This window comes from Streptomyces sp. NPDC101194 (genome assembly GCF_044767885.1).
Classification (GTDB): domain Bacteria; phylum Actinomycetota; class Actinomycetes; order Streptomycetales; family Streptomycetaceae; genus Streptomyces.
Genome location: NZ_JBIWOS010000002.1, coordinates 1,167,944 through 1,183,205, shown reverse-complemented (window position 1 = coordinate 1,183,205; position 15,262 = coordinate 1,167,944). Strand labels below are relative to the sequence as shown.

Annotated in this window: 16 protein-coding genes; 9 read left to right on the top strand and 7 right to left on the bottom strand. The window is 70.9% G+C overall.

Going from position 1 to position 15,262, the window contains the following annotated elements; translation table 11 throughout:
* Positions 1-168: 168 nt before the first annotated feature.
* A complete protein-coding gene (gene snpA / locus ACIRP2_RS12090; protein ID WP_404249017.1) occupies positions 169-843 on the top strand; it encodes a snapalysin in 675 nt (224 codons plus the stop codon).
* Between the two features lie 132 nt (positions 844-975).
* On the opposite strand, the gene ACIRP2_RS12085 is transcribed toward snpA, so the two are convergent.
* The 5 genes from ACIRP2_RS12085 to ACIRP2_RS12065 form a co-directional block, all read right to left on the bottom strand.
* Entirely contained in the window at positions 976-1,335 is a 360-nt protein-coding gene (locus ACIRP2_RS12085) for a GntR family transcriptional regulator (protein WP_404249015.1), read from the bottom strand.
* A 2-nt stretch (positions 1,336-1,337) separates the two neighbouring features.
* Positions 1,338-2,321 carry a DUF1648 domain-containing protein gene (locus tag ACIRP2_RS12080; protein ID WP_404249013.1) on the bottom strand — a complete coding sequence of 328 codons (984 nt, stop codon included), beginning with the start codon at positions 2,319-2,321 and terminating at the stop codon, positions 1,338-1,340.
* A gap of 235 nt (positions 2,322-2,556) precedes the next feature.
* A complete protein-coding gene (locus tag ACIRP2_RS12075; RefSeq protein ID WP_404249011.1) occupies positions 2,557-3,225 on the bottom strand; it encodes a DUF6304 family protein in 669 nt (222 codons plus the stop codon).
* 263 nt (positions 3,226-3,488) lie between these two features.
* Positions 3,489-4,619, bottom strand: coding sequence for a family 2 encapsulin nanocompartment cargo protein polyprenyl transferase (locus ACIRP2_RS12070; protein ID WP_404249009.1), 1,131 nt, complete (start codon positions 4,617-4,619; stop codon positions 3,489-3,491).
* Between the two features lie 88 nt (positions 4,620-4,707).
* The gene (locus tag ACIRP2_RS12065) at positions 4,708-6,114 is read right to left on the bottom strand and encodes a family 2B encapsulin nanocompartment shell protein (RefSeq protein ID WP_404249007.1); all 1,407 of its coding nucleotides are present in this window, start codon (positions 6,112-6,114) and stop codon (positions 4,708-4,710) included.
* Positions 6,115-6,292: 178 nt separating this feature from the next.
* Between ACIRP2_RS12065 and ACIRP2_RS12060 the strand changes: the two genes are divergently transcribed.
* From ACIRP2_RS12060 to ACIRP2_RS12050, 3 genes are all read left to right on the top strand, one after another.
* On the top strand, positions 6,293-6,742 hold the full coding sequence (locus ACIRP2_RS12060) for an RrF2 family transcriptional regulator (RefSeq protein WP_404249005.1): 450 nt from the start codon (positions 6,293-6,295) through the stop codon (positions 6,740-6,742).
* Between the two features lie 106 nt (positions 6,743-6,848).
* Entirely contained in the window at positions 6,849-8,045 is a 1,197-nt protein-coding gene (locus ACIRP2_RS12055; RefSeq protein ID WP_404249002.1) for a globin domain-containing protein, read from the top strand.
* Positions 8,046-8,217: 172 nt separating this feature from the next.
* Positions 8,218-9,156 (top strand): 1-aminocyclopropane-1-carboxylate deaminase/D-cysteine desulfhydrase, encoded by a 939-nt coding sequence (locus ACIRP2_RS12050; RefSeq protein WP_404249000.1) that lies wholly within the window; start codon positions 8,218-8,220, stop codon positions 9,154-9,156.
* A gap of 38 nt (positions 9,157-9,194) precedes the next feature.
* Here ACIRP2_RS12050 and ACIRP2_RS12045 read toward each other — a convergent pair whose 3' ends face one another.
* A complete protein-coding gene (locus ACIRP2_RS12045; protein ID WP_404248998.1) occupies positions 9,195-10,799 on the bottom strand; it encodes a Na+/H+ antiporter in 1,605 nt (534 codons plus the stop codon).
* A gap of 35 nt (positions 10,800-10,834) precedes the next feature.
* On the opposite strand from ACIRP2_RS12045, the gene ACIRP2_RS12040 reads away from it, so the two are divergent.
* From ACIRP2_RS12040 to ACIRP2_RS12030, 3 genes are all read left to right on the top strand, one after another.
* Positions 10,835-11,095, top strand: coding sequence for a UBP-type zinc finger domain-containing protein (locus ACIRP2_RS12040; RefSeq protein ID WP_404248996.1), 261 nt, complete (start codon positions 10,835-10,837; stop codon positions 11,093-11,095).
* Positions 11,096-11,359: 264 nt separating this feature from the next.
* On the top strand, positions 11,360-11,773 hold the full coding sequence (locus ACIRP2_RS12035; RefSeq protein WP_073781878.1) for an anti-sigma regulatory factor: 414 nt from the start codon (positions 11,360-11,362) through the stop codon (positions 11,771-11,773).
* Positions 11,770-12,723: an RNA polymerase sigma factor SigF gene (locus ACIRP2_RS12030; RefSeq protein ID WP_404248994.1), complete on the top strand. Its 954-nt coding sequence runs from the start codon at positions 11,770-11,772 to the stop codon at positions 12,721-12,723. The genes ACIRP2_RS12035 and ACIRP2_RS12030 overlap by 4 nt, the downstream gene beginning before the upstream one ends.
* 339 nt (positions 12,724-13,062) lie before the next feature.
* Here ACIRP2_RS12030 and ACIRP2_RS12025 read toward each other — a convergent pair whose 3' ends face one another.
* The gene (locus tag ACIRP2_RS12025; RefSeq protein ID WP_404249480.1) at positions 13,063-13,440 is read right to left on the bottom strand and encodes a hypothetical protein; all 378 of its coding nucleotides are present in this window, start codon (positions 13,438-13,440) and stop codon (positions 13,063-13,065) included.
* 266 nt (positions 13,441-13,706) lie between these two features.
* Here ACIRP2_RS12025 and ACIRP2_RS12020 point away from each other — a divergent pair, with 266 nt between their 5' ends.
* Entirely contained in the window at positions 13,707-14,675 is a 969-nt protein-coding gene (locus ACIRP2_RS12020) for a diacylglycerol/lipid kinase family protein (protein ID WP_404248992.1), read from the top strand.
* A 319-nt stretch (positions 14,676-14,994) separates the two neighbouring features.
* Positions 14,995-15,252, top strand: coding sequence for a WhiB family transcriptional regulator (locus tag ACIRP2_RS12015; protein ID WP_003953983.1), 258 nt, complete (start codon positions 14,995-14,997; stop codon positions 15,250-15,252).
* Positions 15,253-15,262 lie beyond the last annotated feature (10 nt).

Genomic DNA, 15,262 nt, shown 5'->3' with positions numbered 1-15,262 from the left:
TGTCAGATGCTTCGTCGACAGTACCGGAGCTGGCGATAGGCCGGTGCTATCGCCGGTTGACATCATCCGTCATGGCCTCCGCTCCCCGACACTCTCTCCGTACCGCCTCCCGTCCGAGTCCGATCATCGGACGGGTTCATCGGATCGGTAATCGGTAGGAGACCCCCCATGAGACACCCCAGGACCGTCCTGTCGGCCGTGGTCGGCCTCGGCTTCGGACTCGCGGCCGCGCTGGGCGCCGCACCCGCCATCGCCTCCTCTCCCGCACCCGCCGCACCGCCCGCCGCCTCGGCGGCACAGGCGGGCTACACCCCCCACTCCGGGTCGCACGAGAGCGCCGCCGCCAACAAGGCGTTCTTCGAGGCGGTCGCCAAGTCCGTCGCCGAGAAGCGGGCGGCCAACCCCGGTGCCCAGTCGGTCACCATCGTCTACAGCACCGCCAACGCGCCGAGCTTCCGCACCCAGATAGCCAACAGCGCGCAGATCTGGAACAGCTCGGTCTCCAACGTCCGGCTGCAGGAAGGCTCGAACGCCGACTTCGCCTACTACGAGGGCAACGACCCGAGCGGCTCGTACGCCAGCACCGACGGGCACGGCAACGGCTACATCTTCCTCGACTACGCGCAGAACCAGCAGTACAACTCGACCCGCGTCACCGCCCACGAGACCGGCCATGTGCTCGGCCTGCCGGATCACTACTCCGGTCCGTGCAGCGAGCTGATGTCGGGCGGCGGCCCCGGCACGTCCTGCACGAATCCCTACCCCAACGCGAACGAGCGCAGCCAGGTGAACTACCTCTGGCAGAACGGCTTCGCGGCCGCGCTCGCGCGCAGCTCCTCCTGACACCGTCCGGCAGCTCGACGGCCCGGACGGCCACCTCGTAGGACGGGGTGGCCGTCCGGGCCCGCGGACGAGGACCGGGAGAAGCACTCCGGCGACCTGTCGCCAGGCCGTGGCCGGCCGCCGCGCCCCGGCCTACGGGCTGTCGAGCGCGGCACGCACCAGGTCCAGCAGCTCGTCCTCCGTCATGCCCAACTCACGTGCGTCCGCGACCACTTCGCGCACCCGCCCGAGCAGTCGGGCGCGGTGCGGGGATGCGCCGCCGGTGACGACCGCGCCCCGCCCCCGGCGCAGTTCGATCAGCCCCTCCTCGCGGAGCTGCTGATAACCCCGCAGCACCGTGTGGACGTTGACCCCCAGGGACTCGGCGAGCACCCGCGCGGCGGGCAGCCGCTCGCCCGGTGCCACCGTCCCGTCGGCGACGGCGCGGCGCACGGATGCCGCGATCTGGTCGCCGAGCGGCACGGTGGAGGTGGGATCGACCCGGAAAAGCATGGTCAGTGCTCCGCCCGTCGCTGGTCGATCAGAGTGTTGAGGAGTGCGGCCGCGGTCGCCGAGTCGTCGACGGTCACCGCGAAGTTCCGGCCGCCCGCCAATGTCGCCACGATGCCCTCACCGGAGCGGATCATGACACCGGTCCGCCCCGGGCGGATGCGGTAGCCCCAGCCGCCGTACTCCGTGAGGGGGTTGATGTGCCGGCTGGTGACGGTCTCGATCCGGTCGAGCGGCACCCTCAGACGCGGCCAGGGGAGCATGCCCGAGACGGTGATACCGCGCCGGTCCACCACCACGTACGGACGGGCGAAGCCGGCCATGAGCACCCCGAGGAGCAGCAGCGGGACAGCGGCCGCCCAGCCCGAGACGAACAGCACCACCACTCCGCCGACCACGAGCGCGAGCGCGATCAGTGGCAGCCACCAGCTCCCGGTGCCGCGCGCCCATCCGGCGACCTCCCCGTCGGCGAGCGCGATCCGCGCTTCGTCCCCGACCGGCACGGTCGCGGCCGACGGCTCCGGTACGGGCGTGAGCGCGGCCATCGCCAGCCCCAGCCCCCCGGCGAGCGCGGCGACCCCCAGAGCGACGGCGAGCTGCCAGATCGGGAGCGACACCCCCTGGGCGTCGCCCCGCGCGTTCTCGGCGGCATCCACGTTGGCGATCAGCACGGCGGCCATCATCCAGCCGAGGAACCCGGCGAAGGCATATCCACCGGCGGTCAGCCTGCGGTGGGCGCGCCCGTAGAACTTCCCCCGCACCACCATGACGGTCCACAGCCCCCCGATCACGACGAACAACAGGACGTCGAGCACGGCATACCCCGTCTGCCCCATGTGTCTGTCGCCCCGGCCGTCGGCCTGGAAGTGACTGGCCAGCTGTCCGGGCATCCGGTCACGGAACGCGGCGAACAGGACCAGGTCGGCGACGAGTGCCAGCAGGAACGGCAGGGCGACGAGTAGCGCGCGGCCCAGGTTCTTACGCATCATGAAAACCTCCATTGTTTGCATGCTAGTAGAACAATGGAGGCCCGACAAGATTCTGATGAGCGCAGCGCAGGTCTTCGCGCCATCACATCGGGCAGCCCCACGGGAGCCCCGTGGGCGGCCACGTCCGGAGTTTCACGGCGGGCGGGGACTCCCGGGGCCCGGAACAACGAAACCGTCCCGTACCGGATCGGCTCCGGTACGGGACGGGACGGTTTCAACGGTGGGACGAGGAGGGTCAGGCCAGCTCCAGCGGGAACGCGCCCCGGTGGCCGGTGCCGGCGCCCCGGTCCGGGCGGGGCTCGTACTCGCGGCAGCTCCAGATCTCCTGGACGAAGCCGGTGCGCCGGTCCCACAGGTCCACGACATCGCCCTCACCGGCTGCTCCGCGGTAGGCGTCCTTGGCGCCCCGGAAGCATGCGAGACCGCCGGAAAGACCCCGGCCGGGGGCCGGGAAGTAGTCGGAGAACGCGCAGGCGATGCAGGTCTGGAGGCGCACCCCGGGCGGCAGGGCCCGCTGGATCGTGGCGAGGGCGGACGCGAAGTCGCTCTCCGCGCGGTGGGATCCGTAGGCAGCCCCGCCGAACTGCAGCTCCAGGTGGAGGTACGGATCGGGGCGACGCAGCGACAACAGGCAGCTGAGCGTGGCCTGGTGGACGACTTCGTCCCAGAGGACCGGGAGCGGCAGGTCCCACTCCAGGACGCAGTCGCCCAACGCACCGTCCACCAGGGCGAACAGGCCGTCGGCCGGTGGAGTGCCGGCCACCGGGGCGAGGCCGTCGAAGCTCTCCCCCTCGAAGTCGATGCCCCTGGTCCGGAGGCGGAGTTGCTGTCCGTCGGTGGTGAGGATGACCGCATCGGAACCCTGCCGGTCCCGGTACCACCCTGCCCATGACTCATCTGTCATGGGCACGGACTGTAGCCCGTGCCCATGACAGTCGCCCGGTCGCCCTCCTCTTCACCTCACGGGCCTTGTGACCTCGGCTCCTTGCTCCGTTCTCCCTTCCACCGTCCCCTTCCTCGCTCCGCGCCGTCCGCTCCTCTTCGGGGTACCGCCTCCGCTGCCGTCACGCGTCCCGCCTCCTCCTCTCCGCCCCGGCCCGGCGCGTCCGGCCCGGCGCGTCCGGCCCGGCGCGTCCGGCTCGGTGCGCCCGGCCCCATGCCTCCGGTTCAGTGCGTCCGGCGGGTGACGAACTCCGCCAGGGTCAGGAGGTCGCCGGCCGGGGCCAGGTCGGATACCGCCCGGGACAGGTGGTGGACCGCGCGGGCCATCCGGTCCGCGGCGCCGATCTGCGCCCAGTCCCGGCCGCCGGCCCGCTCGACGGCGTCGGCGGCGCGGCCGACCTCGTCGGGTGTGTTCATGGATCCCCGGTAGAGCTCGGCGAGTTCGGCCGCCGCGGGGGTGGCGGAGGTCAGTGCCGCGACCACGGGCAGGGATTTCTTGTGGGCGACGAGATCCGCCCCGACCGGCTTCCCGGTCTGTGCCGGATCCCCCCAGATACCGATCAGATCGTCGATGAGCTGGAAGGCGAGACCGGCCTCCCGGCCGAAGCCGTCCATCGCGCCGACCGCCCGCTCCTCCGCGCCGGCGTACAGGGCTCCCAGCGCACAGGCGCAGCCGAGCAGCGCGCCCGTCTTGGCAGTGGCCATGGTCAGGCATTCGTCGAGCGACACCTCGTCCGGACCCCGGTCCTCGAAGGCGCAGTCGGCCTGCTGGCCCGCGCACAGCTCGATGACACAGGCCGAGAGCCTCGCCGAGGCTCGGGCCGAGGCCGGGTCCGTGTCCTCTGCCAGCAGCCGCTGGGCGAGCGCGAGCATGGCGTCGCCGGTGACGACCGCGTCCGGGATGCCGAAGACCGCCCAGGCGGTGGGCCGGTGCCGACGGGTCCGGTCCTCGTCGATGATGTCGTCGTGCAGCAGGGTGAAGTTGTGCGCCAGCTCCACTGCGACGGCGGCCCGTACCGCCCGTTGCGGATCGCCGCCGAGCGCGCGGGCGGCCGCGAGGACGAGCGCGGGTCTGATCGCCTTGCCGGCCCGCGCCGCGGACGGGGTGCCGTCGGCCTCCTGCCAGCCGAAGTGGTACATCGCCACCCGGCGCAGCGATCCGGGCAAGGACTCGACGGCGGCGCGCAGTTGGGGGTCGACGAGGGCCCGGGCCTGTTCGAGGAGGGCCGCGGCCTCCTGCCCCTGCGCGGCCGGGAGGGGTGCCGTGGCCTCCGGGCCCCGGAGGGACCGGGCGGCCGGATCGTCGTCCCCCGGGGCCCGGGGGGTGGGGGATGGGGGTGCGTGATGGGTCTTCACTGGGACGTCCTCCCGAGGCGCCCCGGGCACGGCTGCCCGGTGGCGGGGGTTGACGGGGCCCGGACACCGGCGTCCGGGCCCCGGGGGTCTACCGCCGGCGGCTGACCTCGACGTTTTCCAGCACGCCGAGAGCGTCCGGTACGAGGATGGCCGCGGAGTAGTAGGCCGTCACCAGGTAGGAGATGATCGCCTGCTCGTCGATGCCCATGAAGCGGACGGACAGACTGGGCTCGATCTCGTCCGGGATGCCGGTCTGGTGGAGTCCGATGACACCCTGCTCGTCCTCGCCCGTCCTCATGCAGATGATCGACGTGGTCCCGGCATCGCCGACCGGGATCTTGTTGGACGGGAAGATCGGTACGCCCCGCCAGGCCGGTACACGGTGTCCGCCGACGTCCACGGTCTCCGGCACCAGACCGCGCTTGTTGCACTCGCGGCCGAATGCGGCAATGGCCTTCGGGTGGGCGAGGAAGAGCTTCGAGCCGCGGCGGCGCGAGAGCAGCTCGTCCATGTCGTCGGGGCCGGGCACCCCGTCGTGCGGCTGGAGGCGCTGCCCGTAGTCGCAGTTGTTGAGCAGACCGAACTCGCGGTTGTTGATCAGCTCGTGCTCCTGGCGCTCGCGCAGCGCCTCGACCGTGAGCCGCAACTGCTGCTCGGTCTGGTTCATCGGCTGGTTGTAGAGGTCGGCGACCCGGCTGTGGACCTTCAGCACGGTCTGGGCGACGCTCAGTTCGTACTCGCGCGGCGCCGCCTCGTAGTCGACGTACGTGTGCGGGACGACGGCCTCGCCGACATGGCCTGCGGAGAGGTCGATCTCCGCCTCGCCGTACTTGTTGGTGCGCTGCCGCGGGACGCTGAGCAGTCCGGCGAGATGGGCGCGGAGCGAGCCCGCGCGCTCGGCGAGGTTGAGCACGTCCGCCCGCCGGAGCGTCAGCACCTTGCAGTCGGTGACGGCGCGGGCGGTGTACTCCCACACGGCGTCGCCGTCGATCAGGGCGTGGTCGCCGAAGTAGGCCCCGTCGGCGTGGACCCCGAGCACCGTCTCGTCCCCGTACCGGCCGGTGCCGACCTTCTCGACCTTGCCGTGCGCCAGCAGGAAGACGCGGTCCGCCGCGTCCCCGGTGGTGGCCAGCACCCGGCCTGCGGCGATGTCGCGCTGCTCACACCGCCGTGCGAGCTCACCGAGCACCTCTTCGTCACCGAAGTCCCGCAGAGCCGGAAGCTCTCCGAGCTCGGCAGGAACGACCGCGACCCGGTCACCGGTCTGCACGAAGGTCACCCGGCCGTCCCCCACCGAGTGACTCAGCCTGCGGTTCACCCGGTACGTGCCGCCCTGGACCTGCACCCACGGCAGCATCTTCAGCAGCCACCGCGAGCTGATCTCCTGCATCTGCGGAGCGGACTTGGTGGTCGTCGCGAGGTTCCGCGCCGCCGCCGTGCCCAGACTCTGCTGCGGCGGCACCGGCTCGTTCTGAACCTCTTCACCAACGGACATGTGACGCCCTTTCGATCATTGGTCGACCTGCGCGAAGAAGCCTTTCAGCACGGAGAGTCGGCACGCCATTACACAAATGAGTGCGACTAATCGGGCTTTGGGCTGGGCACGACGCTCAGCGATGCCGACGGGCGGCATTAACTTGCATCTTCGATGCAAGTTATCTAGCGTGACCGTCATGCGGCTGACGAGATTCACCGACGTGGCACTGCGCGTACTGATGCGCCTCGCCGTCGTGAAGAACGAGGATCCGCCGACCACGCGGGAGGTGGCGGCCACCATGGAGGTGCCGTACACCCACACCGCCAAGGTCGTCGCCAAGCTCCAGCATCTCGGCCTCATCGAGGCACGCCGGGGCCGCGGCGGCGGACTCAGTCTCACCGGAGCGGGCCGGTCCGCCTCCATCGGCGCACTCGTCCGGGAGCTCGAAGGACCCGGTGACGTCGTCGACTGCGAGGGATCCGTCCCCTGCCCCCTGCGCGCGGCCTGCAGACTGCGCGGCGCGCTGCGCCTGGCCGAGGAGGCCTTCTACGCCTCGCTCGACCCGATCACCGTCACCGAACTCGTCGCCTCCCCCACCGGACCGCTGCTGATCGGCATCAGCAGCCGCCGCCCGGCCCCCGACTGATCCGCGGCCGGGCCACCGCACACCACACCACGGGCGCCACCGCCTGGTTCCACGCTGTCCAAAAATAAGAATCTCACATACCAATTCTAGATTCAGGAGTCCGCAGATGCTCTCCGAGACGTCGACCGCCACTGTCCGCGCCACCCTCCCCGCCGTGGGGGCGGCCATCGGGGACATCGCCGATCTCTTCTACCGCAAGCTCTTCGACGCCCACCCCGAGTTGCTGCGCGACCTCTTCAACCGCGGCAACCAGGCGTCCGGCGCCCAGCGCCAGGCTCTCGCGGGCTCCATCGCCGCCTTCGCGACCCTGCTGGTCGAGCAGCCGGACACCCGACCCGACGTGATGCTCGGCCGGATCGCCCACAAGCACGCCTCGCTCGGCATCACCCCCGCGCAGTACGACATCGTGCACACACATCTGTTCGCCGCCATCGCCGAGGTCCTCGGCGACGCGGTCACCCCGGAGGTCGCCGCCGCCTGGGACGAGGTCTACTGGCTGATGGCGGGCGCCCTGATCTCGATCGAGGAGCGGCTGTACGCGCAGCGCGGCATCGTCGCCGGGGACGTGTGGCGCGAGTGGGAGGTGGTCGCCCGGGTCGAGGAGACCCCGGACGTCGCCACCTTCCAGCTCCGACCGGCCGACGGCTCCCCCGCCCCCGCCTTCAGCCCCGGTCAGTACGTCTCCGTGCAGGTGGAACTCCCCGACGGCGCCCACCAGATCCGTCAGTACAGCCTTTCCAGCGCCCCGGGCTCGCCGCTGCGCTCGATCACCGTCAAGCGGGTGCACGGCGGTGGATCGCCCGACGGCGAGGTCTCCCGCCACCTCCACGCCGAGGTCGGAGCCGGTGACCGGCTGCGGGTCTCCGCCCCGTACGGCGACCTCGTACTCGACTCCGCGGACGCCCCGCTGCTGCTCGCCTCCGCGGGCATCGGCTGTACCCCGATGCTCTCGATGCTGGAGCACCTCGCGGCGACCGGCCACCGCGCCCCGGTCACCGTCGTGCACGGCGACCGCTCCCCCGCCGACCACGCGCTGCGCACGGACCACGCCCTGCTGACCGACAAACTCCCCGACGCCGCCGCCCACTTCTGGTACGAGAACCCGGTGCCCGGCCACCGCGCCGACCGCACCGGACTGGTCGACCTGAGCGACTTCGCGATCGCCCCGGGCACCCACGCCTACCTCTGCGGTCCGCTGCCCTTCATGCGCACCGTGCGCGGTCAGTTGCTGGCCAAGGGGATCCCGGCAGCCGACATCCACTACGAGGTCTTCGGTCCCGACCTGTGGCTCGCGCAGGACTGAACCCGGCTGCGACAGGGCCGACCACGCCGGACCCGGCGACGACGCACTGCGCGCCGCCGTCGCCGGGAAGCGCCTCCCCTCCGGCGACGAGGCCGGGATCCGGGACCGCCCGAAGTGGCCCGTACCCGCCCCCTTCCGGCCCGGTCCGGTGCGGCACGACGACAATGACGTCATGTCTTTCGAAGCGCTCGACCTGTCCCGCCTGCGGCCGGTGCTCCCGTCACCTCTGCAACCGGCCGAGGACGAACGCTTCGCGCGCCGCGGCGTGCGGCTGCTGCTCAAGCGGGACGATCTGATCCACCCCGATCTCCCGGGCAACAAATGGCGCAAACTCGCCCCCAATCTGCGGGCCGCCGCCGGGCGCACCGTACTGACCTTCGGGGGCGCGTACTCCAACCATCTGCGGGCCACCGCCGCCGCCGGGCGGCTGCTCGGCTTCCCCACCGTCGGGGTCGTACGCGGCGACGAACTCGCCGACCGCCCGCTCAACCCCTCGCTGGCCCGGTGCGCCGCCGACGGGATGACCCTGCATTTCATGGACCGCGGGACGTACCGCGCGAAGGCCGATCCGGAGGTCCTGGCAGGACTGCTGAGCACGTACGGGGAGTGCTGTGTCATCCCGGAGGGCGGGAGCAACGCCGCGGCCGCACAGGGCTGCACGGAGCTGGGCCAAGAGCTGCGCGGCAGGGCCGATGTGGTCGCGGTGGCCTGCGGTACCGGCGGCACCCTCGCCGGTCTCGCCGCCGGTCTCGCACCGGGGCAGCGCGCCCTCGGCGTCCCCGTGCTGCGCGGCGGTTTCCTCGGCGACGCGGTACGCGAACTGCAGCAGGAGGCGTTCGGCGGGACGGCCGGGTCCTGGTCCCTGGACGAACGCTTCCACTTCGGCGGATACGCCCGTACGCCCCCGCCGCTGCACGCCTTCGCGGACGACTTCGAGCAGCTGCACGGACTGCCCGTCGAGCGGCTCTACGTCGCCAAGCTGCTGTACGCGCTCACCACGCTCACCGAGGAGGGCGCCTTCCCCCCGGGAACCACGGTCGCGGCCGTCGTCACCGGCCGGCCCCAGGGTCTTTCGTCCGGATCGGACGGGGCTCCGCGCCCCGGTGCCTGATCCGGCCCGATCCGGACGGACGGCTCCGGACGCCCCCGTCAGGGCGCGCCCGACTCCTCCCGGTAGGCCGCCGCCTCCTCCAGGTCGAGCCGTCTGAGCAGCGTGCGGAGCATCTCGTCGTCGATCCGCCGCTCGTCCCGCAGCCGTACGAAGACCTCGCGCTCGGCTTCGATCATCTCCCCGGCCAGACGCCGGTACGTGTCGTCCGCCGACTCCCCGGTCACCGGGTTGGCGGCGCCCAGGCGCTCCCACACGGCGTTGCGGCGGCGCTCCAGGACAGTGCGGAGGCGGTCGGCGAGCGGACCCGGCAGGGCGTTGCGCCGGTCGGTCAGAAGCTCCTCCAGGCGTGCCTCGGCGGCCGTGGACGCCTCGCTCTGCGCCTGCGCCTCCGCCAGCGTCTGCGCCGTCGCGTCGGGCGCCGGAAGCTTGAGGACACGCACCAGTGGTGGCAGGCTGAGCCCCTGAATGACGAGGGTGCCGATGACGGTGGTGAAGGTCAGGAACAGCACCAGGTCGCGGGCCGGGAATGCCTTTCCGTCGGCCATGACCACCGGGATCGAGAAGGCGATGGCGAGCGAGACGACCCCGCGCATCCCTGCCCAGCCGACGATCAGCGGCGCCGTCCAGTCGGTGTCGGGCTCGCGCTCCCTGATCCGTTTCGACAGCCACCTGGGCAGATAGGTCGCCGGGAAGACCCAGGCGAAGCGGACCACGACGACGGCGAGGAACACGGCGACCGCGTACCAGAGCGCGTCCGCCACCGCGTACGTACCGAGCCCCTTCAGCACGAAGGGCAACTGGAGCCCGATCAGCGCGAAGACCGCGGACTCCAGGATGAACGCGACCATCTTCCAGACGGCCGCCTCCTGGAGCCGGGTCGCGAAGTCGACCTGCCAGGCCCGGTGGCCCAGATAGAGCGCGACGACGACCACGGCGAGCACCCCGGAGGCGTGCACGCGTTCCGCCGCGGCGTACGCCACGAAGGGGATCAGCAGGGACAGCGTGTTCTGCAGCAGCGCTTCCTTGAGGTGCGTACGGAGCCAGTGCAGCGGCACCATCAGCGCCAGACCGACCACCACGCCGCCGACGGCCGCGAGGAGGAACTCGCCGATCCCGGCGCCCCAGCTCATGCCCTCGCCGACGGCGGCGGCGAGCGCCACCTTGTAGGCGGTGATCGCGGTGGCGTCGTTCACCAGGGACTCGCCCTGCAGGATCGTCGTGACCCGGGCGGGCAGTCCGACCCGGCGGGCGATCGCGGCGGCCGTGACGGCGTCCGGCGGGGCGACCACCGCGCCGAGCACCAAGGCGGCGGTGGGCGGCAGATCGGGCACGAGGCGGTACGCGAGCCAGCCGACCGCCACGGTCGCGAACAGCACGTAGCCGACGGAGAGCAGCGCGACCGGCCGGAGATTGGCCCGCAGATCGAGGTACGAGCTGTCGACCGCCGCCGTGTAGAGCAACGGCGGCAGCAGCAGGGGCAGCACGACGTGCGCGTCCAGGGTGTACGTCGGCACCCCGGGCAGGTACGAGGCGATCAGCCCCGCCGCGACCAGCAGAAGGGGGGCCGGCACGGGGGTGCGGCGTGCCGCCCCCGCGACGGCCGCACTGGCCGCGACCAGTGCCACCAGCGGCAATGCGTCCATCTCACGGTCCTCGCATCCGTCGTAACCTGACAATCATGAGTGACTGCCCGCACCTGTCCGAACTGCCGCGCCCCGAGCCGGCCCCGCTCAGCAGGACCTGTACCGGCTGCCTCGCGGCGGGCACCCATCCGGTACAGCTGCGACTCTGTCTGGTCTGCGGCCATGTCGGCTGCTGCGATTCGTCTCCGCTGCAGCACGCCACCGCCCACTTCAAGGAGACCGGTCACGCGGTGATGCGGAGCTTCGAGCCCGGCGAAAGCTGGCGCTGGTGCTTCGAGGACGGTTCGATCGTCTGACGTCCGGGTACGTCAATCCGGCGCCGGTTGTTCGTAATTGGCCTCGACAGACCCCTATCCACCGTGTGTACTCATGGGCTTACCATGAGTGACAGTCGTGGGCCGGGGCCGTCCGTTCGCGATCCGCGGGCAGCCCTCGGGGCCCGGCGACACGGCATCATGGATCGCGATAGCGTCGCCGGACCAGAACCGAAGACGTACCGCATGGCTCCGGGGCACCCTTCCCGGACCCTCGAAAGAGTTTGTGCCACCTTGGAGGTGAGGGTGTCCCAGATCGCAGGCGAGCCCGGGAATCAGGACTTCGTAGAGGTCCGGCTGCCCGCTGCGGGTGCCTACCTGTCAGTGCTGCGTACGGCCACGGCCGGTCTCGCAGCGCGCTTGGACTTCACACTCGACGAGATCGAGGATCTCCGCATCGCCGTCGACGAGGCCTGCGCGATCCTGCTCCAGCAGGCCGTGCCGGGCTCCGTCCTCAGCTGCGTCTTCCGGCTCATCGAGGATTCTCTCGAGGTGACGGTGTCGGCGCCGACGACGGACGGCCGGGCGCCGGAACGCGACACCTTCGCCTGGACGGTGCTCTCCGCACTGGCCGGCAAGGTCGACTCCTCGGTCGCCGACGACCGCACGGTCAGCATCAGCCTGTACAAACAGCGCGGCGCGGGACCCGGGCCGGCGTGAGCAACGGGAACGGGGACGGTCCTGTGCGGGACGAGACGATCCGACCAGGGGTGGTGCGCGCAGCGGGCATCCCGGAGCAGCAGGCCCTGCCCCATCCGGAGGACGGGGCGGACGGGCCTGTGGGCCCCACGGTCGCGTTGGAGCAGTCGCAGGCGGAGCGGGCAGGCCAGATGAGCGAGCACGAGCACCACGATCCACACGACCGCAGCGGGGCGCGGGCGCTGTTCGTCGAACTGCGCGCGCTCCCCGACGGATCGGCCGAGAAGGCGGAGCTGCGCAATCGGCTGGTGCGGATGCACCTGCCGCTCGTGGAGCACCTGGCCCGCCGGTTCCGCAATCGCGGCGAGCCGCTGGACGACCTGACCCAGGTCGCCACGATCGGGCTGATCAAGTCGGTCGACCGGTTCGACCCGGACCGGGGCGTCGAGTTCTCGACGTACGCGACACCCACGGTCGTCGGCGAGATCAAGCGCCACTTCCGTGACAAGGGCTGGGCGGTCCGGGTACCGCGCCGGCTCCAGGAGCTGCGACTCTCGCTCACCACGGCCACCGCCGAACTCTCCCAGCAGCACGGCCGCTCGCCGACGGTGCACGAGCTGGCGGAGCGGCTGGGCATCTCCGAGGAAGAGGTCCTGGAGGGCCTGGAATCGGCCAATGCATACAGCACGCTCTCGCTGGACGTGCCGGACACGGACGACGAGTCCCCCGCGGTGGCGGACACCCTGGGCTCCGAGGACGAGGCACTGGAGGGTGTCGAGTACCGGGAGTCGCTCAAACCGCTGCTGGAGGACCTGCCGCCGCGTGAGAAGCGGATCCTGCTGCTGCGGTTCTTCGGCAACATGACCCAGTCGCAGATCGCCCAGGAGGTCGGCATCTCGCAGATGCACGTCTCACGACTGCTGGCCCGCACCCTGGCACAGCTGCGTGAGCGGTTGCTCGTCGAGGAGTAGGGCGAGCGTCCGACGCCTGCGCGCGGTGTCGAAGCGGACGCCGACTCCGTGCGCCGGGCAGTCGCCGCGGGACGGTCGGCTCGGGCGTGGCGCGGCCGGGCACGGGCAGCGGCTCGTGCCCGCCCGGCAGGCGGTGGCCGGGCGATCGGGTTCGACGGCCGGGTCTCGCGCGTGACAGTCGCGGTGCGACGGCCCGCTCATGCGTCCCGGCGGGCGGCGGCCGGACCATCGGCCCGTGCGTCCCCGCCACGGCGGGGCGGTCCGTCACACGTGCGACCGGGACGCCGCGAGGCGCGGCACCGGCCCCCGCGAGTCCGGCATGATCCGGACGAAAGACCCCTAGGCGTCCGGTGTGGTGCCCGGTCGGCGAATGCCCAGTTCGTCGATCGTCGTCGGCCTGACCAACTGATAGAGCGCCGTCAGGACCACCGCCGCGAGGACGATCCCGGCCGGGATCAGGACACCGTGGGACCTCAGCAGGGTCCAGGCGACCGGAAGCCCGATGATCTGCGTGATGAGCGCGGGGCCGCGGCTCCAGCTGCGCCGCAGCAGCAGGCCACGCGCGGCGATCAGCGGGATCAGGCCGAGCGCGATCAGTGTGAGGCCGCCCATCTCCGCCTGCTGCGGGCTCTCGGGGCGCCCCAGCAACCCCATCACCAGCATGTAGATCCCGCCGGCGACGAGCGCCGCCCCTTCCAGGGCGTTGAGTCCGGCCACGAGCGTGATCCTGCTCGGCTTCGCCGGTCCGACCGAGGGTGCGGGCGACTCCGGATCCGGCTCGGAGGGCGGCTCGGAGGGCGCGTTCTGCTGAGTACTCACCCTTGCAGGTTGGCATCCCGGCACCGCGAAAGCGAAGCCGGGGGTCGGATTCGTACGGGAACGGACGAGCGCCCCCCGCCCCACCGCACCCGATCCGTCACCGAGCGTGAAGGCCATGGGGCAGGACTTCAGAGCGATACCACGCGGTAGGTAGTCTGGCCGTCATGCGCGCACTCCTTGTGGTCAATCCAGCTGCTACCACCACCAGTGCGCGGACGCGTGATGTGCTCATCCACGCGCTGGCCAGCGAGATGAAGCTGGAGGCCGTGACCACCGAGTACCGGGGCCACGCCCGGGACCTGGGCCGACGGGCCGCGGACTCCGGGGAGATCGACCTGGTGGTCGCCCTGGGCGGCGACGGCACGGTCAACGAGGTCGTCAACGGTCTGCTCCACAACGGCCCCGACCTGGACAACCTGCCGAGCCTCGCGGTGGTCCCCGGCGGTTCCACCAATGTCTTCGCGCGCGCCCTCGGCCTGCCCAACGACGCGGTGGAGGCGACCGGCGCGATCCTGGACGCGCTCGCCAACCGGACCGAACGCACGGTCGGCCTGGGACTGGCGGCCGGCACCCCCGGCACCCCCGACGAGGCGGCCCCGGAACGCTGGTTCACTTTCTGCGCCGGACTCGGATTCGACGCGGGCGTGGTCGGCCGGGTCGAACAGAAACGCGAATCGGGTAAGCGCTCCACGCACGCGCTCTATGTCCGCCAGGTCGTCCGGCAATTCCTGGAGGAACCGCACCGCAGACACGGGGCAATCACACTGGAGACGCCCGGGCAACCGCCCGTGACCGATCTTTCACTGTCGATAATCTCCAACACGGCGCCCTGGACCTACCTGGGGAATCGCCCGCTGTACGCGTCCCCGAAGGCCACGTTCGACACCGGCCTGGACGTACTCGGACTGAAGCGGCTCTCCACCCCGGCAGTGGCCCGGTACGGCACCCAGCTGCTCACTTCGAGCCCCGAGAAGGGCCCGTCCGGGAAGCACGCGGTTTCACTCCATGACCTCACGGACTTCACCTTGCATTCAAAGGCGCCGCTGCCCTTTCAGATGGACGGCGACCATCTGGGAGTGCGCACCAGTGTGACGTTCACAGGCGTACGCCGTGCACTGCGTGTGATTGTGTGAGTGGAAGAGACCAAAGTCCTTTAACTCGAACGTTTGGGCTGGACTCCACCCCATAGAAGTACGGCTGTGACCTAGTCGACACCGAGGAATCAAAAAAAAGTTTCCAGAAGGGGTTGTATCCGCCGCCGAGGTTTGCGAATCTCTACATGGCGATCGGGACGGCCCGCAACAACGGCCTCCACTGAGAGCCAGAACCCCTCCTCAATCCACAGGACCACAACCAGTTCATCTGGGCGTCGGCCCGTTGACTGCGGGGGGATTCGTGAAAGCGTTCACATTCACAAGCAACAGTATGTAATACCAAGGAGAGGTAGCAGCCATGGACTGGCGTCACAACGCCGTTTGTCGTGAGGAAGACCCCGAGCTGTTCTTCCCCATCGGCAACACCGGTCCTGCGCTGCTGCAGATCGAGGAAGCCAAGGCCGTCTGCCGTCGCTGCCCCGTCATGGAGCAGTGCCTGCAGTGGGCGCTCGAGTCCGGCCAGGACTCCGGCGTCTGGGGTGGCCTCAGTGAGGACGAGCGCCGCGCCATGAAGCGCCGTGCCGCTCGCAACCGGGCGCGTAACGCCAGCGCCTGATCCGACGCCA

Bases quoted from the DNA above. Each gene is read 5' to 3' on its own strand.
- snpA (WP_404249017.1), top strand. From the start codon at position 169: ATGAGACACCCCAGGACCGTCCTGTCGGCCGTGGTCGGCCTCGGCTTC.
- ACIRP2_RS12085 (WP_404249015.1), bottom strand. From the start codon at position 1,335: ATGCTTTTCCGGGTCGATCCCACCTCCACCGTGCCGCTCGGCGACCAG.
- ACIRP2_RS12080 (WP_404249013.1), bottom strand. From the start codon at position 2,321: ATGATGCGTAAGAACCTGGGCCGCGCGCTACTCGTCGCCCTGCCGTTC.
- ACIRP2_RS12075 (WP_404249011.1), bottom strand. From the start codon at position 3,225: ATGACAGATGAGTCATGGGCAGGGTGGTACCGGGACCGGCAGGGTTCC.
- ACIRP2_RS12065 (WP_404249007.1), bottom strand. From the start codon at position 6,114: ATGTCCGTTGGTGAAGAGGTTCAGAACGAGCCGGTGCCGCCGCAGCAG.
- ACIRP2_RS12060 (WP_404249005.1), top strand. From the start codon at position 6,293: ATGCGGCTGACGAGATTCACCGACGTGGCACTGCGCGTACTGATGCGC.
- ACIRP2_RS12055 (WP_404249002.1), top strand. From the start codon at position 6,849: ATGCTCTCCGAGACGTCGACCGCCACTGTCCGCGCCACCCTCCCCGCC.
- ACIRP2_RS12050 (WP_404249000.1), top strand. From the start codon at position 8,218: ATGTCTTTCGAAGCGCTCGACCTGTCCCGCCTGCGGCCGGTGCTCCCG.
- ACIRP2_RS12045 (WP_404248998.1), bottom strand. From the start codon at position 10,799: ATGGACGCATTGCCGCTGGTGGCACTGGTCGCGGCCAGTGCGGCCGTC.
- ACIRP2_RS12040 (WP_404248996.1), top strand. From the start codon at position 10,835: ATGAGTGACTGCCCGCACCTGTCCGAACTGCCGCGCCCCGAGCCGGCC.
- ACIRP2_RS12020 (WP_404248992.1), top strand. From the start codon at position 13,707: ATGCGCGCACTCCTTGTGGTCAATCCAGCTGCTACCACCACCAGTGCG.
- ACIRP2_RS12015 (WP_003953983.1), top strand. From the start codon at position 14,995: ATGGACTGGCGTCACAACGCCGTTTGTCGTGAGGAAGACCCCGAGCTG.